At 72.7% G+C, this 20,759-nt stretch carries 21 protein-coding genes; 9 read left to right on the forward strand and 12 right to left on the reverse strand.

All coding sequences use genetic code 11. The features are described 5' to 3' along the window. Positions 1–106 precede the first annotated feature (106 nt). On the reverse strand, positions 107–526 hold the full coding sequence (locus AC069K_RS26260) for a hypothetical protein (protein ID WP_365103947.1): 420 nt from the start codon (positions 524–526) through the stop codon (positions 107–109). Between the two features lie 64 nt (positions 527–590). Here AC069K_RS26260 and AC069K_RS26265 point away from each other — a divergent pair, with 64 nt between their 5' ends. After that, positions 591–1,310, forward strand: coding sequence for a uridine kinase family protein (locus AC069K_RS26265; protein ID WP_478620499.1), 720 nt, complete (start codon positions 591–593; stop codon positions 1,308–1,310). Between the two features lie 229 nt (positions 1,311–1,539). Here AC069K_RS26265 and AC069K_RS26270 read toward each other — a convergent pair whose 3' ends face one another. Next, complete coding sequence (locus AC069K_RS26270; RefSeq protein WP_358831713.1) at positions 1,540–2,289, reverse strand: SigE family RNA polymerase sigma factor; 750 nt, start codon at positions 2,287–2,289, stop codon at positions 1,540–1,542. Between the two features lie 180 nt (positions 2,290–2,469). Between AC069K_RS26270 and afsQ1 the strand changes: the two genes are divergently transcribed. The 5 genes from afsQ1 to AC069K_RS26295 all read left to right on the forward strand — a co-directional run bounded on the left by afsQ1 (position 2,470) and on the right by AC069K_RS26295 (position 6,833). Then, positions 2,470–3,147, forward strand: coding sequence for a two-component system response regulator AfsQ1 (gene afsQ1, locus AC069K_RS26275; RefSeq protein WP_190094067.1), 678 nt, complete (start codon positions 2,470–2,472; stop codon positions 3,145–3,147). Positions 3,148–3,190: 43 nt separating this feature from the next. Beyond that, positions 3,191–4,681, forward strand: coding sequence for an ATP-binding protein (locus tag AC069K_RS26280; protein ID WP_478620504.1), 1,491 nt, complete (start codon positions 3,191–3,193; stop codon positions 4,679–4,681). Beyond that, a complete protein-coding gene (locus tag AC069K_RS26285) occupies positions 4,678–5,331 on the forward strand; it encodes a hypothetical protein (protein WP_365103937.1) in 654 nt (217 codons plus the stop codon). The genes AC069K_RS26280 and AC069K_RS26285 overlap by 4 nt, the downstream gene beginning before the upstream one ends. A gap of 666 nt (positions 5,332–5,997) precedes the next feature. After that, positions 5,998–6,543, forward strand: a complete 546-nt coding sequence (locus AC069K_RS26290; protein WP_365103934.1) for a VanZ family protein — start codon at positions 5,998–6,000, stop codon at positions 6,541–6,543. Between the two features lie 89 nt (positions 6,544–6,632). Next, on the forward strand, positions 6,633–6,833 hold the full coding sequence (locus AC069K_RS26295; RefSeq protein ID WP_365103931.1) for a PspC domain-containing protein: 201 nt from the start codon (positions 6,633–6,635) through the stop codon (positions 6,831–6,833). A gap of 23 nt (positions 6,834–6,856) precedes the next feature. Here the strand turns inward: AC069K_RS26295 and AC069K_RS26300 are convergent, their stop codons facing one another. The 3 genes from AC069K_RS26300 to AC069K_RS26310 all read right to left on the reverse strand — a co-directional run bounded on the left by AC069K_RS26300 (position 6,857) and on the right by AC069K_RS26310 (position 9,336). Beyond that, complete coding sequence (locus AC069K_RS26300; protein ID WP_365103929.1) at positions 6,857–7,564, reverse strand: hypothetical protein; 708 nt, start codon at positions 7,562–7,564, stop codon at positions 6,857–6,859. Between the two features lie 138 nt (positions 7,565–7,702). Next, complete coding sequence (locus AC069K_RS26305) at positions 7,703–8,047, reverse strand: ATP-binding protein (RefSeq protein WP_478620509.1); 345 nt, start codon at positions 8,045–8,047, stop codon at positions 7,703–7,705. A gap of 134 nt (positions 8,048–8,181) precedes the next feature. Further along, complete coding sequence (locus AC069K_RS26310) at positions 8,182–9,336, reverse strand: adenosine deaminase (RefSeq protein ID WP_365103923.1); 1,155 nt, start codon at positions 9,334–9,336, stop codon at positions 8,182–8,184. 114 nt (positions 9,337–9,450) lie between these two features. On the opposite strand from AC069K_RS26310, the gene AC069K_RS26315 reads away from it, so the two are divergent. After that, complete coding sequence (locus AC069K_RS26315; RefSeq protein ID WP_358831720.1) at positions 9,451–10,215, forward strand: prolyl oligopeptidase family serine peptidase; 765 nt, start codon at positions 9,451–9,453, stop codon at positions 10,213–10,215. A 76-nt stretch (positions 10,216–10,291) separates the two neighbouring features. Here AC069K_RS26315 and AC069K_RS26320 read toward each other — a convergent pair whose 3' ends face one another. After that, positions 10,292–11,188, reverse strand: coding sequence for a LysR family transcriptional regulator (locus AC069K_RS26320; protein ID WP_365103918.1), 897 nt, complete (start codon positions 11,186–11,188; stop codon positions 10,292–10,294). A 119-nt stretch (positions 11,189–11,307) separates the two neighbouring features. Here AC069K_RS26320 and AC069K_RS26325 point away from each other — a divergent pair, with 119 nt between their 5' ends. Then, a complete protein-coding gene (locus tag AC069K_RS26325) occupies positions 11,308–12,597 on the forward strand; it encodes an MFS transporter (protein WP_365103915.1) in 1,290 nt (429 codons plus the stop codon). Positions 12,598–12,680: 83 nt separating this feature from the next. Beyond that, entirely contained in the window at positions 12,681–13,679 is a 999-nt protein-coding gene (locus AC069K_RS26330; RefSeq protein ID WP_358831723.1) for a sigma-70 family RNA polymerase sigma factor, read from the forward strand. Positions 13,680–14,397: 718 nt separating this feature from the next. Here AC069K_RS26330 and AC069K_RS26335 read toward each other — a convergent pair. The 6 genes from AC069K_RS26335 to AC069K_RS26360 form a co-directional block, all read right to left on the reverse strand. Beyond that, positions 14,398–14,670 (reverse strand): STAS domain-containing protein, encoded by a 273-nt coding sequence (locus AC069K_RS26335; protein ID WP_365103912.1) that lies wholly within the window; start codon positions 14,668–14,670, stop codon positions 14,398–14,400. Between the two features lie 111 nt (positions 14,671–14,781). Further along, positions 14,782–16,059, reverse strand: a complete 1,278-nt coding sequence (locus tag AC069K_RS26340; protein WP_358831725.1) for a thymidine phosphorylase — start codon at positions 16,057–16,059, stop codon at positions 14,782–14,784. Between the two features lie 117 nt (positions 16,060–16,176). Continuing rightward, positions 16,177–16,599 carry a cytidine deaminase gene (locus tag AC069K_RS26345; protein ID WP_478620517.1) on the reverse strand — a complete coding sequence of 141 codons (423 nt, stop codon included), beginning with the start codon at positions 16,597–16,599 and terminating at the stop codon, positions 16,177–16,179. Beyond that, positions 16,596–17,882, reverse strand: a complete 1,287-nt coding sequence (locus AC069K_RS26350) for an ABC transporter permease (RefSeq protein WP_478620520.1) — start codon at positions 17,880–17,882, stop codon at positions 16,596–16,598. Before AC069K_RS26350 ends, AC069K_RS26345 begins: the two co-directional genes overlap by 4 nt. Further along, on the reverse strand, positions 17,879–19,000 hold the full coding sequence (locus tag AC069K_RS26355) for an ABC transporter permease (RefSeq protein WP_358831728.1): 1,122 nt from the start codon (positions 18,998–19,000) through the stop codon (positions 17,879–17,881). The genes AC069K_RS26350 and AC069K_RS26355 overlap by 4 nt, the downstream gene beginning before the upstream one ends. After that, on the reverse strand, positions 18,997–20,532 hold the full coding sequence (locus AC069K_RS26360; protein WP_365103977.1) for an ABC transporter ATP-binding protein: 1,536 nt from the start codon (positions 20,530–20,532) through the stop codon (positions 18,997–18,999). Before AC069K_RS26360 ends, AC069K_RS26355 begins: the two co-directional genes overlap by 4 nt. Positions 20,533–20,759: the final 227 nt, after the last annotated feature.

Consider the following 20,759-nt stretch of genomic DNA (forward strand, 5'->3'; position numbering starts at 1 on the left):
GGCGCCCCGGGCCCCCACCCGTGGCGCCGTTCGGCATGTCCCGGCTCGGCGCCTGTCTTTGAACCCCCGCCCTCCGGGCGGACGACGGGGGTTCAAAGGCAGGCTCTCAGCCCGGGAGCAGCTTCGTGGCCGTGCCCACCACCGGGTAGTCCTTGAGCGCGCCGCTCTCGTGCAGCGGTCCCGTGGCCATCGCCGTGGAGATCGGCTTGAAGTCCGCGATCTCGGTGCCCACCGCGTTGTCCAGCGGGTCCACCGACGTCCTGGCGAACGGGTTGAGGCTGAGCGTCTTCGCCGGGGCGAGCGCGTTGGTCACCCCCGCCGACAGGTCGCCCGACACCGAACGGGTCGTGCCGTCGACCTCCGCGCCGGGGTTCGCCACGGTCCGCCCGACCGTCTCCGTCGGTTCCGCGAGCGCCTGGGCCGCGCCCGCGGTCCCGGCCAGCGCCGCGCCCGCGGCGGTCGCGGTGAGTCCGGCCCGCAGCAGCACACGGCCGCGTCGGGCCCCGCCGGCGGTGTTTCGTGCCATGTCGTCCCACTCTCGTACGTCACCACTACGTGTCGCTTCGCGTACGCAGCGTAGTTGAGGTGTGATGCTCGATACCAACGGGCTCCCCGGGGGGTCCACCTCCCGGGTGGATGCCTCAGACTGGTGTCCCGTGACCGCACACGCCATCGCGACCCGCGTCGTTCTCCTCACGGGCCCCTCCGGTTCCGGAAAGTCCTCCCTCGCCGCCCGCACGGGTCTTCCCGTGCTGCGCCTGGACGACTTCTACAAGGAGGCCGACGACCCGACCCTGCCGCGCGTGCCGGGCTCCTTGGACATCGACTGGGACTCCCCCGCGTCCTGGGACGCGGACGCGGCCGTGGCAGCCGTCGTCGAGCTGTGCCGTACGGGACGTACGGCCGTGCCGGAGTACGACATCGCCACCAGCTCGCGGACCGGGACGACGCTGTTCGCCACCGACGGCGCGCCGCTGTTCGTCGCGGAGGGGATCTTCGCGGCGGACATCGTGACGCGCCTGCGGGAGCACGGGGTGCTCGCCGACGCGCTGTGTCTGCGCGGGCGGCCCTCGACCACGTTCCGGCGCCGGCTCCTGCGCGACCTCAAGGAGGGGCGGAAGTCCGTGCCGATGCTGCTGCGGCGCGGGTGGCGGCTGATGCGGGCCGAGCGGGGCATCGTGGCGCGGCAGACCGCGCTGGGGGCGCACCCCTGCGGCAAGGAGGAGGCGCTGGGCCGGGTGTCCGCGGCGGCGGGGCTGTGCGGGGCGGCGGAGTCCGTGGTCGCGGCCGCGCCCACCGCCGGGGTCTGATCGCACCGCCGGCGACCGGGGCCCGGTCCCTCGGGCGGACCGCCCCGAGGCGCGTCCCGAGGAGAGGCCCGGGCCAACGGGAAAGCGGGACCGAAAGGGCCCCCCGGCCCCGCGGTCCCGCCTGTTTCCCCCGTTACCCGTACGCCCGGCGCATCCCCCGAGGCGCCGGCCCCCGTACGCTCCCCCCTGCTCCCCGTACTCCGGCGGCTGCCACCGCCGGGCCAGACCTTCAGGCCACCAGCTCGCCGAAGGACTCCTCCTCGTCACGGCCGAAGGCGAGGACGTCGTCCTCGCGCAGCCGGCGGAGCGACCGCCAGATGCTGGACTTCACCGTGCCGACACTGATGTCGAGGATGTCCGCGATCTCCGGGTCGGTGCGGCCCTCGTAGTACCGCAGGACCAGCATCGTGCGCTGGAGTTCGGGCAGGCGTGCCAGCGCCTGCCAGAGCACCGCGCGCAGCTCCGTACCGCGCATCGCGTCCGTGTCGCCCGCCGTCTCCGGCAGCTCCTCGGTCGGGTACTCGTTCAGCTTGCGGCGGCGCCACGCGCTGATGTGGAGGTTCGTCATGGTGCGGCGGAGGTAGCCCCCGACCGCGGCCTTGTCGCTGATCCGGTCCCAGGCCCGGTAGGTCGAGAACAGCGCGCTCTGCAGCAGGTCCTCGGCCTCGAACCGGTCTCCGGTCAGGTGGTAGGCGGTGGCGTACAGGGAGGCCCGGCGCTCCTGCACATAGGCCGTGAACTCGGCCTCGGAGGCGGAACGCTCCCCCGTGGCCTCCCCGTACGCCGCATCCCCGCCGGTCCCCGCGCCCCTGAAGGGCGAGGTCGGCACCGCGTCGAGCACCGTCATGTACGACTGGTGCTGACGCCCGGTGCCGCGAGCGCACCCCCGTCCGCTCACGGCACCGGACTTCTCGCTCCGCACGACGTCGTGGAGACGCGTGACAACTGCGCTTGAGGTGGTGCTGTGCAGTGCGTTCATCTCGCGCCCCCCGTCGGTGGAGTCTTGTTCCGGTCGGTACGAGGAAGACTCTGCCGGGCCAGTTTCATCGCGGTGTCCGACGACTGTCACAGGCCTGTCACAGCGGGCCGTGCGCGGGGGAAAGGGGGCGATGTCCACGGAAGGTCGAACTCCGCTCCCCCATGGGCCAGAATGACCTCCGTGCCTTTCCTGTTGCTGATCGAGGACGACGACGCCATCCGCACGGCGCTCGAACTCTCCCTGTCCCGCCAGGGCCACCGTGTGGCCACCGCGGCGACGGGAGAGGACGGCCTGAAGCTGCTCCGTGAGCAGCGGCCGGATCTGGTCGTGCTGGACGTCATGCTGCCCGGGATCGACGGCTTCGAGGTGTGCCGCCGTATCCGGCGCACCGACCAGCTGCCGATCATTCTGCTGACCGCGCGCAGCGACGACATCGACGTGGTCGTCGGCCTGGAGTCCGGCGCCGACGACTACGTGGTCAAGCCGGTCCAGGGGCGGGTGCTGGACGCCCGGATCCGGGCGGTGCTGCGGCGCGGCGAGCGCGAGGCCACCGACTCGGCGACCTTCGGCAACGTGGTGATCGACCGGGCCGCGATGACGGTCACCAAGAACGGCGAGGACCTGCAACTCACCCCCACCGAGCTGCGGCTGCTGCTCGAGCTGAGCCGCCGCCCCGGGCAGGCGCTCTCCCGCCAGCAGCTGCTGCGGCTGGTGTGGGAGCACGACTACCTGGGCGACTCCCGGCTGGTCGACGCGTGCGTCCAGCGGCTGCGGGCCAAGGTCGAGGACGTACCGTCGTCGCCCACGCTGATCCGCACGGTGCGCGGGGTGGGCTACCGCCTCGACACCCCGTCCTGACCCCGCCCGCGCGGTCGAACCCAAGAAAGCAGCGATTCGGAACGTGAAGAAGGCGATACTCGCCGGTCTCCGCTGGACCAGCCTGCGCCTGCGTCTGGTCGTCGTGTTCGCGCTCGTCGCGCTGACCGCCGCCGTCTCCGCGTCGGGGATCGCGTACTGGCTCAACCGGGAGGCCGTGCTCGTCCGGACCCAGGACGCGGCGCTCGGCGACTTCCGGCAGGAGATGCAGAACCGGGCGGCCTCGCTGCCGATGCGGCCCACCGCCCACGACCTGCAGACGACCGCCCAGCAGATGGCGGCGAGCAGCCGCTCCGGCTACCACGTCAGCTCCGGCTACCAGGTGCTCCTGGTGGACCAGCGCGACCCCGGCAAGCCGATCGTGGGGGCGTCCGACGTGGACCGCTTCACCCTCGACGACGTGCCCGCCTCGCTCCAGGAGGCGGTGGGCAAGAAGCTGAAGGTCACCGACAGCAACTCCTATCCGTACCACCTGTTCTGGCAGCGCAGGACCCTGCGCGGGAAGCCGTACCTGGTCGGCGGGACGAAGATCATCGGGGGCGGCGCGACCGGGTACATGCTCGCCTCGCTCGACCAGGAGCGGCAGGACCTCAACTCGCTGGCCTGGTCGCTCGGCATCGCCACCGGACTCGCGCTGCTCGGCTCCGCGCTGCTCGCGCAGGCCGCCGCGACGACCGTGCTGCGGCCGGTGCAGCGGCTCGGCGACGCGGCCCGCCAGCTCGGCGAGGGCAAGCTCGACACCCGGCTGCGGGTCTCGGGCACCGACGAACTGGCCGATCTGTCGCGGACGTTCAACAAGACGGCCGAGAGCCTGGAGAAGAAGGTCAGCGACATGAGCGCGCGGGAGGAGGCGAGCCGGCGGTTCGTCGCGGACATGTCGCACGAGCTGCGGACGCCGCTGACCGCGCTGACGGCCGTCACCGAGGTCCTGGAGGACGAGGCGGACAGCCTCGACCCGATGATCGCGCCCGCCGTGCAGCTGGTGGTCTCCGAGACGCGCCGGCTCAACGTCCTGGTCGAGAACCTGATGGAGGTCACGCGCTTCGACGCCGGTACGGCCAGGCTCGTCCTGGACACCGTGGACATCGCCGACCAGATCACCGCGTGCGTCGACGCGCGGGCGTGGCTGGACGCGGTGGACCTGGACGCCGAACGCGGCATCATGGCGCGGCTCGACCCGCGCCGCCTGGACGTGATCCTGGCCAACCTGATCGGGAACGCGCTCAAGCACGGCGGCTCCCCGGTGCGGGTGTCGGTACGGGTGGAGGGCGAGGAACTGGTGATCGCGGTACGGGACCACGGGCCCGGCATCCCGGAGGAGGTGCTGCCGCACGTGTTCGACCGCTTCTACAAGGCGAGCGCGTCCCGGCCGCGGTCGGAGGGCAGCGGTCTCGGCCTGTCCATCGCGATGGAGAACGCCCACATCCACGGGGGCGACATCACCGCGGCGAACTCGCCCGAGGGCGGGGCGGTGTTCGTGCTGCGGCTGCCGCGCGACGGGGGTGAGGAGGCGTGAGGCGGCTTCTCGGCGGGGCGCTGGCCCTGCTCGCGCTCGGCGCCGCCGCCACGGGGTGCGGCATCCGGCCGACCGCGGTCCCGGTGGACGCCGGGCCCGCGCCCTCGCGGGTGCCGTGCGAGGTGCCGGGGAACCCCGAGAACCCGGAGAACCCGGCGAACCCCGAGAATCCCGTTTCCCCGCGGTTCGACGGCGTGCGGGTCCGGGTCTACCTGGTGTGCGGGGCGCAGCTGGTGTCGGCCGAGCGGTCCGTGCGGATCCCCGAGGGCCGGTCCTCGGCCGACCGGCTCCGGTTCGCGCAGGCGCTGCTCGGCGAGCTGGAGGTCACGCCGTCGGGGGACGAGAAGGCGGCCGGCTACACAACGGACGTCCGGGGGCCGCTGACGGTGACGGACGCGCGCAAGGGCGATCCGGCGGGGGCGCTGCGGCTCAGCCGGCTGCCCGAGGACCTGCCCGCGCTCGCGCTGTCGCAGATCGTGTGCACGTACGCGGAGAACGCGCCGGTGTCGTCGGGGGGGCGGGTGGTGCTGGGGGGGCCGGGGGAGGATCCGGCGCGGGCGTACGCGTGCACGGGCGAGATGAAGTCCCGCCCGGACGCGACCCCGACCCTGGGCGAGCCCCTGCGCTCCCCGACCCCGCCCGCGCCCTGACCTGCCCGGTCGGGGGGGGTGGCCTGCGGCCCGCGTTCCCGGTCCTTTCGTCTGCGGGTGATAAGTGGCTGGCCGCGCAGTTCCCCGCGCCCCTATAGGGGCCTCCGGCCCCACCGACGGGGGGCTCCGCCCCCACCCCCGATCCCGTCGTCCGCGGCCCGGCGGGGGCTGGTCGCGCAGTTCCCCGCGCCCCTGAAAGGGCCTGCGGCCCAACCGACGGTGCTCCGCCCCGAACCCCCTATCCCGTCGTCCGCAGACCGGCGGGGGCTGATCGCGCAGTTCCCCGCGCCCCTCTGAGGGCCTGCGGCCCATCTCACGGGGCTCCGCCCCCACCCCCCGATCCCGTCGTCCGCAGGCCGGCCGTGGCTGGTCGCGCAGTTCCCCGCGCCCCTGGAGGGGCCTCCGGCCCCCTGGGACGTGCCCGGGAGTCGCTCGGGACGCACCGGGCGGCTGAACCTGCCGTTCCGGGCATCCCGTACCCCCCAGGGGCGCGGGGAACTCCGCGACCAGCCGTCCACCACCCGCAGACGAACCCCGAGCCACCCCAACCCCCTAGGGGCGCGGGGAACTGCGCGACCAGGCATCCACCACCCGCAGACGAACCCCCGCAGACGAGGCGAACCGCCGCGCGGAACCGATCCCCCGCCCCCGCGCGTCTTCGCCCTCGTGCAACAGCGTCATGCCCTGGGCAACCGCAACCCCGCCACCATCCGGTTCCGCGTGGCGGGCTCCGCTCTTCTTTTCGCGTACATGGCGCTCGTCGCGTGCCTCACCCTGCGTCCCCGTGACGTCATGTGGGTGACCGCGCCCAACCTCACCCCGCTCGCCGGCATCCGCGCCGACCTGACGCTCGGGTGGGTCGAGGCGGTGAGCCGGATCGGGGAGGGGCTGCTGCTGCTCGCGCCGCTCGGGGTGCTGTTCCCCCTCGTCGGCGGGCGCCTGGACGTCTCCCCCGTCGCCTCCCTCCTGCGCACGACCGCCGCCGCGGCCCTCGTCTCCCTCGGCATCGCCCTGGTGCAGACGTCCGTACCCGGTCAGGTCGCCGACGTGGACGCGCTGCTCCTGAACACCGCCGGGGCCGCGCTGGCCCACATCGCCGTGGTGCCCGCGGGGCGGATCGCGCTGCGGCGGCGTCTGGGGCGCGAACTGTCCGTAACCGCCGTGGCTCAGGGGCGTACCCCGACGATTCCCAGGGTCGGGATCGCCCCGTAGTCCGACGCTTTGCCCGGTTCCCGGCGGCAGGGTTGAGGAAGCGAACGCCACCGAGCGAACGCCACCGACCTCAGCCCGAAGGAGTCCCCATGGCCGCCCTTGCCCGCCCCCGCGACGGACGCGTGATCGGCGGGGTGTGCGCCGCGCTGGCACGGCGCTTCGGCACCTCCGCCACCACGATGCGCGTGATCTTCGTGCTCTCGTGCCTGCTGCCCGGCCCGCAGTTCCTGCTCTACATCGCGCTGTGGATCCTCCTGCCCAAGGAGCGGACGCACAGCGCCGCCTGGTGAGGCCGCGGCTCCCGCAGGTCAGGTCAGCCCAGGACCCGGCGCACCTTCTCCACCTGCCGGTCCGCCACGTCCCTCGGCACCTCCACCGGCTCCTGCGCCCCGCCCCGGGACGGCGCGCCGAGGTTGAGCGTCATGAACCGCACGACCGTCGCGCCCTGGCGCACCACGACGACATGGACCGGCGTCTCCACGCCGACCTGCGTGGACGACGCCGACCAGCTCACCGACTCGTCGCCGCCGATCCGGTACGGCCGGGCCTTCACGCGCGCGTACGTGGAGGCCGTCGCGCCCAGATCGGCCGTGAAGCCGGGGCAGGCGGCGACCGCCGCGCGCAGGTCGTCGACGAGCTTCTCGGCGTCGGGGCGCGCGTACGTACTGAGCGTGGCCGTGACCGCGAGGCCGAGCCTGCGCTGGGAGCCCAGGCCCCGGTCGACCGTCTCGCGCGCCCGCGGGTCCGGCCGGTCGCCCATGACGTCGGCGAGCGGCTGGCACGGGCGGCGGTCGGCCCGCGGGCGGGTCCGGCTCCGGGAGGTGGTGCCGGCGGAGACCTGGTAGCCGGGCACGTCGCCCTGGGCGAGGGCCGCGCGCTGGAGGGCGGTGGCCGGGGTCGAGGAGGGGTGGGAGGCGCGTGCCGCGGCCTTGTCGTCCGAGGCGGCGCCCGAGCCGCACGCGGTGGTGAGCAGCAGCGCCGACGCCGACAGCACGGCGAGTCCAGTCGCCTTCACACGCATCGTGGAACCCTACTCACCTGTCAATGGTCTGCGTTCGAGCCGCGATCCTGACACAGACGCGGCGAGGCGCACACCCGAGACCGGATGTGCGCCCCACCACAAGGCCTCCACGCACCGACTGACGGTACGTTCGCGCCATCAGCCGCCGAGGGCGGGCAGACCGGCGCCGCCGAGCGGCAGGCCGCTGGTCGGCAGACCGCTGGCCGGCAGGCCGCCGAGAAGGCCGCTCACCGGGTCCGCACTCGCCGGCGTGGACGCGCCCTTGCCCGGCTTGTGCTGACCGGAGGTCAGGGACTGCGGGGCACCCTCGGGGAGCGTCTTGGTGACGCCCTCGACGGGCAGCGTCTTGGTCAGTCCGGGCAGGGCGGGAAGCTCGGGGACCCCGGCCACGGCGGGCGCGGCGGAGGCCGTACCGGCGGCAGCGGCGGCGAAGGCGACACCGAGAGCGGCGGCACCGAGCGTCTTGACGGCAGACTGCTTCATCTGGGATTCATCCTAGGGAAGGGGATGTGAGCGGCTCTGCAAGCTAGTCAGACCGCCGCGCGCCCCGCAAACACGTGAAACCAGGGGAAACGGCCGGGATTTGCATGTCCCGGCCGTGCGGCCCCTTGTCCCGATCAGCCCATCGGCGGGGTAGAACCGCTGGTCGCAGCGGTCTGCTTGAACAGCCATGCGGATTTCAACTCGGCGTATCCGGGCTTGATCACGTCGTTGATCATGGCGAGGCGTTCGTCGAAAGGAATGAACGCTGATTTCATCGCATTGACGGTGAACCACTGCATGTCGTCGAGTGTGTAGCCGAACGCCTCGGTCAGCCGCTCGAATTCCTGGCTCATGCTGGTGCCGCTCATCAGCCGGTTGTCGGTGTTGACCGTGGCGCGGAAGTGGAGCCGGCGCAGCAGCCCGATCGGGTGTTCGGCGTAAGAGGCGGCGGCGCCCGTCTGGAGGTTGGAGGTCGGGCACATCTCCAGCGGGACGCGCTTGTCCCGTACGTACGCGGCGAGCCGCCCCAGCTTCACGGTGCCGTCCTCGGCGACCTCGATGTCGTCGATGATCCGCACGCCGTGGCCGAGCCGGTCGGCGCCGCACCACTGGAGCGCCTGCCAGATCGACGGCAGGCCGAAGGCCTCGCCCGCGTGGATGGTGAAGTGGTTGTTCTCCCGCTTCAGGTACTCGAACGCGTCCAGGTGGCGGGTGGGCGGGAAGCCCGCCTCCGCGCCCGCGATGTCGAAGCCGGCCACGCCGGAGTCCCGGTAGGAGTTGGCGAGTTCGGCGATCTCCAGGGCGCGGGCGGCGTGCCGCATGGCGGTCAGGAGCGCCCCGACGCGGATGCGGTTGCCGTCGGCGCGGGCCCGGCGCTCGCCTTCGCGGAAGCCCTCGTTGACCGCCTCCACGACCTCCTGGAGGGTCAGTCCGCCTTCCAGGTGCTGCTCCGGCGCGTACCGCACCTCGGCGTAGACGACACCGTCCTGCGCCAGGTCCTCCGCGCACTCGGCGGCGACGCGGAAGAGCGCGTCGCGGGTCTGCATGACGGCGCAGGTGTGCGCGAAGGTCTCCAGATACCGCTCCAGGGAACCGGAGTCGGCGGCTTCCCGGAACCAGATGCCGAGCTTGTCGGCCTCGGTCTCGGGCAGGTTGGTGTACCCGGTCTGTTCGGCGATCTCGATGATGGTGCCAGGACGCAGACCGCCGTCGAGGTGGTCGTGGAGCAGCACCTTCGGGGCGCGGCGGATCTGGTCCGGGGTCGGTACGTCGGTGGTCTGGCTCGTCATCTGCGCATGCTAGCCCCTACGCGCGTAGATCGCCGGGAGTCTCCGGGTTGCCGATACGTAACAGTGACTGCGCGGACGGGTGGAGTACACGTCGGCTTCTGAGACTGTTCTGCCATGGCACAGCATGCGACTTCCCTGCCTGCTGCCCGGCTCGGACGGGCCGTCGGCGCGACCGGCGCCGGCTCCTCGGTCGGCGGTGTGGTGCTGGTGCTGCCGGACGGCGACCCCGTCTCGGCGCGCCGCCCCTCCCCCCTCGCGTACGCCTCGGCGCTGCCGCTGGCACGGCGGTTGGCCCGGGCGGGCCGCGCCGACGGTCTGGTGGCCCATCCGGTGCGCTACCGGGGCCGGGGCTGGAACGGCGGCGACGCCCTGCTCGCGGCGGACGCCGAGTGGGCCGCGGACGAGGTGGTGCGCCGGTACGGGGACGTACCCGTGTGTCTGGCCGGGCACGGGATGGGCGGGCGGGCGGCGCTGCGCGCGGCGGGGCACGAGGCCGTCGACTGCGTGCTGGCGCTGGCCCCTTGGCTGCCGGAGGAGGACGTGGCGGCCGAGCCGGAGCCGGTGAGGCAACTGGTGGGCCGGCGGGTGCTGATCGTGCACGGCACCAATGACGCGCGCTGCGACCCGGAGCTGTCGTTCCGGCTCGCCGCGCGCGCGAAGAAGGCCAACCGCGACACCTGCCGCTTCGAGGTCCACTCCGACGGACACGGGTTGCGCCAGCACCGCCCCGAAGTCCTGGCGCTGGCCGCCGACTTCGTGAAGGGGTCGCTCTTCGCGCACGCGTACGCGCGTCCCGTCGCCGACGCCCTGGCCGCCCCGCCGCCGCTGGGGCTGCGGATGCCGCTCGCTGCGGGCTTCGGGAAGTCGCTGGGCGGATAGCGGGCCGTACGGACGCTTCGAGCCTGCCTCGCACCCCCCTCGTCCGTCCGGAGGACGGGGGTTCGGGGCCCGGCTCTCAGACCGGCAGCAACTGCCCCCGGCGCGACAGCAGGAACGCCTTGAAGGCGGCCACCGGCGGGGTGTCGGGGTGGCCGTCGAGCCAGGCCACCCCGATCTCGCGGACCGCCCGGGGCGCCGTCACCGTCAGCTCGACCACGCCCGGGCGGGCCACCGCGGGCGGCGGCAGCAGGGCCACGCCCAGGCCCGCCGCCACCAGACCGCGCAGGGTCTCCGCCTCCTCGCCCTCGAAGGCCACCCGGGGCGTGAAGCCGGCCCGGGCGCACAGGTCGTCCGTGATGCGCCGCAGCCCGTAGCCGGGCTCCAGGGTCACGAACGTCTCCTCGGCCGCCTCCGCGAGCCGCACCCGCTTGCGGGCCGCGAGGCGGTGGTCGTCGGGGACGACGAGGCGCAGCCGCTGCTCGTCCAGGCGCCGGGCCACCAGGTCGGGCGCGTCGGGCACCGGCGAGGTGAGGCAGAGGTCGAGGTCCCCGGCGCGCAGCCGTTCGATCATGGCCTCGCCGTAGTTCTGCACCAGCGTGAAGCGCACCCGGGGGTGGGTGACGCGGAAGGCCCGGATGAGGCCGGGGACGGTCTCGGAGCCCATGGTGTGCAGGAAGCCGAAGGCGACCTTGCCCGTCGCCGGGTCGGCGTCGGCCCGCACCGACTCGGCGGCCCGCCCGACCTCCGCGAGGGAGCGTTCGGCCGAGGCCAGGAAGGTGCGCCCGGCCGGGGTCAGCGAGACGGTGCGGCCCCGGCGGGCGAACAGGGTGACGCCCAGGTCCTCTTCGAGCCGCACCATCGCGCGCGAGAGCGTCGACTGGGGCACGCCGAGCTCCTGCGCCGCACGCGTGACGTGCTCGTGCCGGGCGACCGCGGCGAAGTAGGCGAGGCGGGGCGCGAGTACCGCTACCATGTCTTCTTCGTTACTGTTCAATGACAGACACCCGCCTGAGCTGTGCTTATGCGTACGTGGATCGATTATGCGCGCTCCACGCATTGGACGCATAAATCTCACCGGCCTACGGTCGAATCATGCCTCCCGCCAGTACCGGGGCACCCGCCACCGTGGGTGCCTCCACCGCGCCGTCCCCCGACCAGCTCTCCCCGGGCGCCCCCGGCTACCGCCGGATGAGCTTCGCGCTCTTCGCGGCCGGGGTCGCCACCTTCGCCCTCCTCTACTCCACCCAGGCGCTGCTCCCGCTGATCTCCGGGGACCTGGGGGCGTCGGCCTCCGCGGCGAGCTGGACCGTGTCGGCGGCGACCGGCGCGCTGGCGCTGTGCGTACTGCCGCTGAGCGCGGTGTCCGAGCGGTTCGGGCGGTCCCGGACGATGACGGTCTCCCTGGTGGTCGCGGTCGGCGTGGGGCTGCTCGTCCCGTTCGCGCCCACCGTGGGCTGGCTGGTGGCGCTGCGGGCGGTCCAGGGCGCGGCCCTGGCCGGACTGCCCGCCTCCGCCATGGCCTACCTCGCCGAGGAGGTGCGGCCCAAGGCGCTGGTCGCCGCGATCGGCCTGTTCGTCGCGGGCAACTCCATCGGCGGCATGAGCGGCCGCATCCTCACCGGCTGGGTGGCCCAGGCGTGGGGCTGGCGCGCGGCGCTGGCCGCGGTCGGACTTCTGGCGGCCGGGTGCGCGGTGGTCTTCCGGCTGCTGCTCCCGAAGTCGCGCCACTTCCGGCCCGCTCCCCTGGACCCGCGCGCGCTGGCCGCCACCGTGCGCGGCCACCTCGCGGACCCGCTGCTCGTGCGCCTGTACGCGATCGGCGCGCTCTTCATGACGGTCTTCGGCGCCGTCTACACGGTCATCGGCTACCGGCTCACCGCCGCGCCCTTCCACCTGCCGCAGGGCGTGGTCGGCTCGATCTTCCTGGTGTACCTGGTCGGTACGGTCTCCTCGGCGGGCGCCGGGACGCTGGTGGCCCGGCTCGGCCGCCGGGGCGCGCTGTACCTGGCCGTCTCCACCACGGCCGCCGGGCTGGTGCTGAGCCTGCTCGATTCGCTGGCGGCGGTCCTGGCGGGCCTGGTCCTGATCACCGCGGGCTTCTTCGCGGGCCACGCGGTCGCGTCCTCCTCGGTGAGCCGCACCGCGAAGTCGGGCCGCGCCCAGGCGTCTGCGCTCTACCAGTCCGCGTACTACCTGGGCAGCAGCGCGGGCGGCACCCTGGGCGCGGTCGCCTTCCACGCCGGCGGCTGGGCCGCCACGGTCCTGCTCGGCCTGCTCGCCGTCCTGGGCGTCGTCTCGGTGACGCTGTACGGCAGCCATGCCGCCCGCACCGAGCGGCGCCGCGCCGCGACGCGCCTCGGCGCACCCCGTGTGACCTGCTGAGACGTCCGCCCGATGCGCGATTGTCAGTGGGCTCCTGTAGCTTCCGAAGAGCTGGAGCACATGGGCGATCTGGGGTGGACGCGATGGGTGATCGGACGGCGGATCCTGCGGTGGCGACGGACCTCGACTCCCGTCTGGAGAAGCACCGGACCGAGCTGACGGGGTACTGCTACCGGATGCTCGGCTCGGCCTTCGAGGCGGAGGACGCGGTACAGGACACGCTGGTGCGGGCGTGGCGGAGTTACGAGAAGTTCGAGGGCCGCTCGTCCCTGCGGTCCTGGCTCTACCGGATCGCGACCAACGTCTGCCTGGACATGCTGACCGCCAGCGGCAAGCGGGCCCGCCCGATGGACCTGACGGCCCCGCAGACGGCGTCCTCGGCCGTGCTGCGCTCGCGCCCGGAGGTCACCTGGCTGGAGCCGGTGCCGGACGCGCGGGTGCTGCCGACGGCCGTGGACGACCCGGCCGAGACGGCCGTCGCGCGCGAGAGCGTGCGGCTCGCCTTCGTCGCGGCGCTCCAGCATCTGCCGCCCAAGCAGCGGGCCGTGCTCATCCTGCGCGAGGTGCTCGCCTGGAAGGCGAGCGAGGTGGCCGAGCTGCTGGGCACGACGGTGGCGTCGGTCAACAGCGCGCTCCAGCGGGCGCGTTCGACGCTGGCGGAGTCGGAGCCGCGCGCCTCGGACGCGGCGGACCCGCTCGACGAGGACCAGCAGAAGCTCCTTGCCCGCTATGTGGCGGCGTTCGAGGGGTACGACATGTCGGCCCTGACGTCCCTGCTGCACGAGGACGCGACGCTGTCGATGCCGCCGTACGACCTGTGGCTGAGCGGTCCCGAGGACATCGTGGCCTGGCATGTGGGTCCCGGGGCCGACTGCCGGGGCTCGCGCCTCGTCCCCACGGTCGCCAACGGGACGCCCGCGTTCGGGCAGTACCGGGCGAGCGGGCCCGGGGGGCGGCATGAGCCGTGGGCGCTCCAGGTCGTGGAGATCGCCGACGGCAAGATAGTCGGGCTCAACGCGTTCCTGGACACGGCGCGGTGGTTCCCCCTGTTCGGCCTGCCCCCGACGCTCGGGGAGGGCTGAAGCGGCGCGGGTTCGTCTGCGAGAGGTGGGGGTGCGGCCACTTGCGCAGTTCCCCGCGCCCCCAACCCCGCGCTCGCCTGCGGCCCGTGCCAACTCACTCGCGCAGTTCCCCGCGCCCCTGAAACCGTCGTTCGTCTGCGGCTGCGTGGGGGTTGCGGGTGCTTGCGCAGTTCCCCGCGCCCCTAACCCCGCGCTCGTCTGCGGACCGTGGCCGCTTCTCGCGCAGTTCCCCGCGCCCCTAACCCCGCGCTCGTCTGCGGACCGTGGAGGGTTGCTCGCGCCGTTCCCCGCGCCCCTGAAACCCTCGTTCGTCTGCGGACCGTGGGCGCTTCTCGCGCAGTTCCCCGCGCCCCTTGGGTAGTCGTCCGCAGCCGGAGAACCCAGCTCAGCCATGGGCTTTCAGGGGCGCGGGGAACTGCGCGAGCAACCGACCACCGACCCGCAGACGAAGACCGGGCCGACCAGGGGCGCGGGGAACTGCGCGACCAGCCCACCACCCACCCGCAGACGAAGACCGGGCCGATCAGGGGCGCGGGGAACTGCGCGACCAGCCCACCACCGACCCGCAGACGAAGACCGGGCCGTTCAGGGGCGCGGGGAACTGCGCGACCAGCCCACCACCCACCCGCAGACAAACTCCCGGCCGACCAGGGGCGCGGGGAACTGCGCGAGCGGCACGCCACCCGCCCGCGGGCAAAGGCAAGGCACCCCAGGACGGTTACTCCGCCAGCCCCGTGAGGTGCAGCAGCGCCGCCAACCCCGGCCCAACCCCCCGCAGCGACAGCCCCCCACCCGCCCGGCGCGCGGTCAGCCGGAGCCGGGCCACCGCCTCCACCGCCGCCAGATCGGCCCGGACGAGCCCGCCCACGTCGCAGACCACCTCCCGCGCCCCGGCCGCGTACAGCGACCGCAGCCGCGCGCACAGCGCGGGGACGTCGGCGAGGGCCAGCGGCGACGGGACGACGAGGAGCGCGGGTCGAGTGGGGTTCACATGCGGACAGACCCGCCCCGGCCGGGAAAGTCATCGGCCGGGGCGGGTCTGCGCGGGACCCGGCGGGTCCGTGCGGGGCCCGGGGCGGGTCCGTGCGGGACGGAGCGGGGGTCAGGCGATGCGGTCCAGCACGATCGGGTTCGCGGTGAACGAGGTACCCGCCGGGGCGATGTCGTACGAGTCGCCCAGCGTCTTCAGGGCGTAGTCGAACTTCTCCGGCGTGTCCGTGTGCAGGGTGAGCAGCGGCTGGCCCGCCGTCACCGTGTCGCCCGGCTTGGCGTGCAGCTCGACGCCGGCGCCCGCCTGCACCGGGTCCTCCTTGCGCGCCCGGCCGGCGCCCAGGCGCCAGGCGGCGACGCCGATGTCGTACGCGTCCAGGCGGGTCAGCACGCCCGAGGCGGGAGCGGTGACGACGTGCTGCTCGCGGGCGACCGGCAGGGTGGCGTCCGGGTCGCCGCCCTGGGCCGCGATCATCCGGCGCCACACGTCCATGGCCGAGCCGTCGGCGAGGGCCTTCTCGGGGTCGGCGTCCTTGATCCCGGCGGCGTCCAGCATCTCGCGGGCGAGCGCCAGGGTGAGGTCGACGACGTCCTTGGGGCCGCCACCGGCCAGGACCTCGACGGACTCGCGCACTTCGAGGGCGTTGCCCGCGGTGAGGCCGAGCGGGGTGGACATGTCGGTGAGCAGCGCGACGGTCTTCACGCCGCTGTCGGTGCCGAGCGCGACCATGGTGGAGGCTAGCTCGCGGGCGTCCTCGATGGTCTTCATGAAGGCGCCGGTGCCGACCTTGACGTCGAGGACCAGCGAGCCGGTGCCCTCGGCGATCTTCTTGGACATGATCGAGGAGGCGATCAGCGGGATGGCCTCGACGGTGCCGGTGACGTCGCGCAGCGCGTAGAGCTTCTTGTCGGCCGGGGCCAGGCCGTCGCCGGCCGCGCAGATGACGGCGCCGGTGGTGTCCAGGACGTTCAGCATCTCCTCGTTGGAGAGCAGCGCGCGCCAGCCGGGGATGGACTCCAGCTTGTCCAGGGTGCCGCCGGTGTGGCCGAGGCCCCGGCCGGACAGCTGCGGCACGGCCGCGCCGCACGCGGCGACCAGCGGGGCGAGCGGCAGCGTGATCTTGTCGCCGACGCCGCCGGTGGAGTGCTTGTCGGCGGTGGGCCGCGAGAGCGCGTCGAAGTTCATGCGCTCGCCGGACGCGATCATCGCGGCGGTCCAGCGGGCGATCTCCGTACGGTTCATGCCGTTGAGCAGGATCGCCATGGCCAGCGCCGACATCTGCTCGTCGGCGACGACACCCCGGGTGTAGGCGTCGATGACCCAGTCGATCTGCTCCGGGCTCAGCTCGCCCCGGTCTCGCTTGGTGCGGATGACGGAGATGACGTCCATGGCATTCCTTCCGGCAAGTGCGGTTCGTCCGTACGGTATACGCGACTCTACGCGCATAGAGAGGTCTGACGGATGCGGCCCCTCCCTGGCTGATCAGCAACGGAGGGGCCGCGGTGGTTACTTGGGGTCCTGCGTGAGGTGGTCCGGCCCGAAGGCCTGCGGGAGCATCGCGGAGAGCGGCAGGATCCCCTCCGGGGTCTCCACGAGCAGCTCCGGGCCGCCGTGCTCGAAGAGCAGCTGGCGGCAGCGGCCGCAGGGCACCAGGACGGCGCCGTGGCCGTCGACGCACACGAAGTGCGTCAGGCGTCCGCCGCCGCCGAGCCGCAGCGCCGAGACCAGCCCGCACTCCGCGCACAGGCCGAGGCCGTAGCTGGCGTTCTCGACGTTGCAGCCGGTGACGGTGCGCCCGTCGTCCACGAGCGCCGCCGCGCCGACCGGGTAGCCCGAGTACGGGGCGTACGCCCGGGACATGGCGTCCCGGGCCGCCTCGCGCAGCGCCTCCCAGTCGACGGCGGTGGCGGCGGGGGCGTCCGGCGTCACTTGCCCTGGCCCTTGCGGTAGCGCATGCCGTCGGCCTTGGGCATCCGCAGGCGCTGCGCGGAGAGCGACAGCACGAGCAGGGTGACGACGTACGGCGTGGCGCCGACGAAGTCGCTGGGGACGTCGTCGGTGGCCAGGTACCAGACCAGGATCGCGGCGGCCACGACCGCGCTGATCGCCGCCTGGACCATCGCCTTCTTGTACGCCTTCCAGGCCGCCAGGGCGACGAGGAGGATCACGAGCAGGAGCAGCAGCGCGTGGACGGTGGTGCCGCCGTTGCGCAGCTGGAGCGCGTCGGAGAAGCCGAAGAGGCCCGCGCCCATGGCGAGTCCGCCCGGCCGCCAGTTGCCGAAGATCATCGCGGCGAGACCGATGTAACCGCGGCCGCCGGTCTGGCCCTCCAGGTAGATGTGCGAGGTGACCAGCGCGAGGAACGCGCCGCCGAGACCGGCGAGACCGCCGGAGACGGCGACCGCCGCGTACTTGTACGAGTACACGTTGACGCCGAGGGACTCGGCGGCGATCGGGTTCTCGCCGCAGGAGCGCAGCCGCAGGCCGAACGCGCTCTTCCACAGCACCCACCAGGTGCCCACGAAGAGCAGCACGGCGATGACGGTGACCCAGGAGACGTTGGTGACCACACCGCCGAGGATCCCGGCGAGGTCGGAGATCAGGAACCAGTGGTGCTTCTGGATCGACTCCAGGCCGGAGGACAGGCCCGGGACCGTGAAGTCGGGCAGGGACTCGGCGGGCGGCGACTGCTTGGGGTTGCCGCCCTTGGCCGCCGCGTCGCCCTCGTTGAAGAAGAGCTTCGCCATGTACTGCGTGGCGCCGAGCGCGAGCAGGTTGACGGCCACACCGGAGACGATGTGGTCGACGCCGAAGGTGATGGTGGCGACCGCGTGGACGAGGCCGCCCAGCACGCCGAAGCCGACGCCCGCGATCAGGCCGAGCCAGGGGCTGGACTGCCAGCCCACCCAGCCGGCGCCGAACGTGCCGAGGATCATCATGCCTTCGAGGCCGATGTTGACCACGCCGGCCCGCTCGGACCACAGGCCCGCGAGGCCCGCGAGGCCGATCGGCACCGCGAGGCCGAGGGCCGCGCTGATCTGGCCGGTGGAGGTCAGCTGGTCGGCGCCGGTGATGACGCGCACGGCGGAGACCAGGATCAGCGCGCCCGCGATGATCATCAGGATCTGCGCCAGGGAGAACGTGCGCTTGGCGTTGCCCTTGAGCCCGGCCGGGGGCGGCGGGGTCTTGGCGGGGGTCGTCGTGACGCTCATGCCGTCACCTCCTGCTTCTTGGCGGCCTGGGCCGCGAGCTCGGCGCCGACGCGCTGCTGCTGGCGCTTGAGGCCGTAGCGGCGGACGACTTCGTACGCGATCACGACGCACAGGACGATGACGCCCTGGATCACGCCGAGGATCTCCTTGTCGTAGCCGATCACTTCGAAGTGGCCGGTGGTGCGCTCCAGGTAGCCCCAGACCAGCGCGGCGAGCGCGACGCCCACCGGGTGGTTGCGGCCGAGCAGCGCGACGGCGATACCGGTGAAGCCGAGGCCGAGCGGGAAGCTGTTGTCGAACTGGTGGCTGTCGTTGAGCAGCGTCGGCAGACCGACCAGACCGGCCACCGCGCCCGAGATGATCATGCTGGTGATGATCATCTTCTTGACGTTGGCACCGCTGGCCGCGGCCGCGGACTCGGACTGGCCGACGGCCCGCAGGTCGAAGCCGAAGCGGGTGCGGCCGAGCACGAACCAGTAGGCCAGGCCGACGAGCACCGCGATGACGACGAAGCCCCAGATCTGACCGGCGTCACCGTTGTCGATGTGGAAGAACCAGGAGCTGTGCGGCAGCGGCTTGGTGGAGACGAGCGTGCCCGCCTGGTCGAGCTGGCCGAGCCGCTCGGGCTGGAGCAGGTAGGCGATGATCGCGGTCGCGATGGCGTTCAGCATGATGGTCGAGATGACCTCGCTGACGCCCCGGGTGACCTTGAGGACGCCCGCGATGGCCGCCCACAGGGCGCCCGTCACCATCGCCGCGAGGATCATCAGCGGGATGGCGACGATGCCCGGCAGCGAGACCGCGCCGCCGATGACGGCGGCGAGGAAGGCCGCGATGCGGTACTGGCCGTCCACACCGATGTTGAAGAGGTTCATCCGGAAGCCGACGGCCACCGCGATGCCCGCGAGGTAGTACGTCGTCGCCTTGTTGAGGATGTAGACCTGGCTGTCGCTGGCGGAGCCGTACGACAGCATGTCGTCGAAGGCGGGCATCGGGTTCTTGCCGGTGGCCAGGATGACCAGGGCGGTGACGACGAGCGCCGCCACCACCGCGAGCACGGGGGCCGCGATCGCGAGGAGCAGCTTCTCCCTGTCGATGCGCTGGGTGAACTTTTTCATCGGTCCTCTCCCCCGGTGCTGTCGTGGTGCTCCAGATGGCCGGCGGCGGCGCCGGTCATGGCGGAGCCCAGCTCCTCAGGGGTGATCGTGGCGGGGTCGGCGTCGGCGACCAGGCGGCCGCGGTACATCACCCGCAGGGTGTCGGACAGGCCGATCAGCTCGTCCAGGTCGGCGGAGATCAGCAGCACCGCGAGGCCCTCGCGGCGGGCCGTGCGGATCTGGTCCCAGATCTGCGCCTGTGCGCCCACGTCCACGCCCCGGGTGGGGTGCGCGGCGATCAGGAGCTTGGGGTTGTGGCTCATCTCGCGGCCGACGATCAGCTTCTGCTGGTTGCCGCCGGAGAGCGAGGCCGCGGTGACCTCGATGCCCGGGGTGCGCACGTCGTACTCGCGCACGATGCGCTCGGTGTCCGCGCGCGCGGCCTTGTTGTCGAGCAGACCGCCCTTGGAGTTGGGGCGCTCGGTGACGTGGCCGAGGACGCGGTTCTCCCAGAGGGGGGCCTCCAGGAGCAGGCCGTGGCGGTGGCGGTCCTCGGGGATGTACCCGATGCCGCCCTCGCGGCGCTTGCGGGTGGGCGCGTGCGAAATGTCGGTGGCGTCGAGGGTGATGACACCGCCGTCCGGGTCGCGCATGCCCATGATGGCCTCGACGAGCTCGGCCTGGCCGTTGCCCTCGACGCCGGCGATGCCGAGCACCTCGCCCTTGTGGATGGTGAAGGACACTCCGGAGAGCACCTCGCGCACCACGCCGTCGGGGTCGGTGGCGGCCAGCTTCAGCTCGTCCACCTTGAGCATCGGCACATCGGTGACCGTCGACTCGCGGGTCTCCGGGGACGGGAGCTCGCTGCCGACCATCAGCTCGGCGAGCTGCTTGGTGGTGGTGTTCCTCGGGTCGGCGGTGCCGACCGTGGTGCCGCGCCGGATGACGGTGATGTCGTCGGCGACCGAGAGCACCTCGCCCAGCTTGTGGGAGATGAAGATGACGGTCAGGCCCTCGGCCTTGAGCTCGCGCAGGTTGTCGAAGAGCGCCTCGACCTCCTGCGGGACCAGGACGGCCGTCGGCTCGTCGAGGATGAGGGTGCGGGCGCCGCGGTAGAGGACCTTGAGGATCTCCACGCGCTGGCGGTCGGCGACACCGAGGTCCTCGACCAGGGCGTCGGGACGGACACCCAGGCCGTACGCGTCCGAGATCTCCTTGATCTTCTTACGGGCCTTGGCGCCGATGCCGTACAGCTTCTCGCCGCCGAGGACCACGTTCTCCAGGACGGTGAGGTTGTCGGCGAGCATGAAGTGCTGGTGCACCATGCCGATCCCACGGGCGATGGCGTCGGCGGGGCTGTGGAAGACCGCCTGCTCGCCGTCGACGGTGATGGTTCCCTCGTCCGGCTTCTGCATGCCGTAGAGGATCTTCATCAGGGTCGACTTGCCGGCACCGTTCTCACCGCAGAGGGCATGGACGGTGCCCTTCTTGACGGTGATGTCGATGTCCTTGTTGGCGACGACGCCGGGGAATCGTTTGGTGATGCCGCGCAGTTCGACGGCGGGAGGACTGGACGCGTTGATGGCGCACTCTCCTACGAGAAGGAGGGGGGTGGGGGCAGAGGGCGTGGTGACGCTAGCGCGCCAACTCCCGCCTACGCGCGTAGAGTTGACACATCGTTATGGGCTCGGGGGGGGGGGGGGGTTTCCCCCCCCCCCCCCCCCCCAACGCCTCTATGCCGCTCGAAGGCTCAGCCCCCTCAAGGGGGATAGAGGAAAGA

It is taken from the genome of Streptomyces sp. NPDC043908 (genome assembly GCF_056435525.1).

Excerpts from the sequence above, each read along its gene's own strand:
- AC069K_RS26260 (WP_365103947.1), bottom strand. The coding sequence starts at position 526 with ATGGCACGAAACACCGCCGGCGGGGCCCGACGCGGCCGTGTGCTGCTG.
- AC069K_RS26265 (WP_478620499.1), top strand. The coding sequence starts at position 591 with ATGCTCGATACCAACGGGCTCCCCGGGGGGTCCACCTCCCGGGTGGAT.
- AC069K_RS26270 (WP_358831713.1), bottom strand. The coding sequence starts at position 2,289 with ATGAACGCACTGCACAGCACCACCTCAAGCGCAGTTGTCACGCGTCTC.
- AC069K_RS26295 (WP_365103931.1), top strand. The coding sequence starts at position 6,633 with ATGGCCGCCCTTGCCCGCCCCCGCGACGGACGCGTGATCGGCGGGGTG.
- AC069K_RS26300 (WP_365103929.1), bottom strand. The coding sequence starts at position 7,564 with ATGCGTGTGAAGGCGACTGGACTCGCCGTGCTGTCGGCGTCGGCGCTG.
- AC069K_RS26305 (WP_478620509.1), bottom strand. The coding sequence starts at position 8,047 with ATGAAGCAGTCTGCCGTCAAGACGCTCGGTGCCGCCGCTCTCGGTGTC.
- AC069K_RS26310 (WP_365103923.1), bottom strand. The coding sequence starts at position 9,336 with ATGACGAGCCAGACCACCGACGTACCGACCCCGGACCAGATCCGCCGC.
- AC069K_RS26315 (WP_358831720.1), top strand. The coding sequence starts at position 9,451 with ATGGCACAGCATGCGACTTCCCTGCCTGCTGCCCGGCTCGGACGGGCC.
- AC069K_RS26320 (WP_365103918.1), bottom strand. The coding sequence starts at position 11,188 with ATGGTAGCGGTACTCGCGCCCCGCCTCGCCTACTTCGCCGCGGTCGCC.
- AC069K_RS26325 (WP_365103915.1), top strand. The coding sequence starts at position 11,308 with ATGCCTCCCGCCAGTACCGGGGCACCCGCCACCGTGGGTGCCTCCACC.
- AC069K_RS26330 (WP_358831723.1), top strand. The coding sequence starts at position 12,681 with ATGGGTGATCGGACGGCGGATCCTGCGGTGGCGACGGACCTCGACTCC.
- AC069K_RS26340 (WP_358831725.1), bottom strand. The coding sequence starts at position 16,059 with ATGGACGTCATCTCCGTCATCCGCACCAAGCGAGACCGGGGCGAGCTG.
- AC069K_RS26350 (WP_478620520.1), bottom strand. The coding sequence starts at position 17,882 with ATGAGCGTCACGACGACCCCCGCCAAGACCCCGCCGCCCCCGGCCGGG.
- AC069K_RS26355 (WP_358831728.1), bottom strand. The coding sequence starts at position 19,000 with ATGAAAAAGTTCACCCAGCGCATCGACAGGGAGAAGCTGCTCCTCGCG.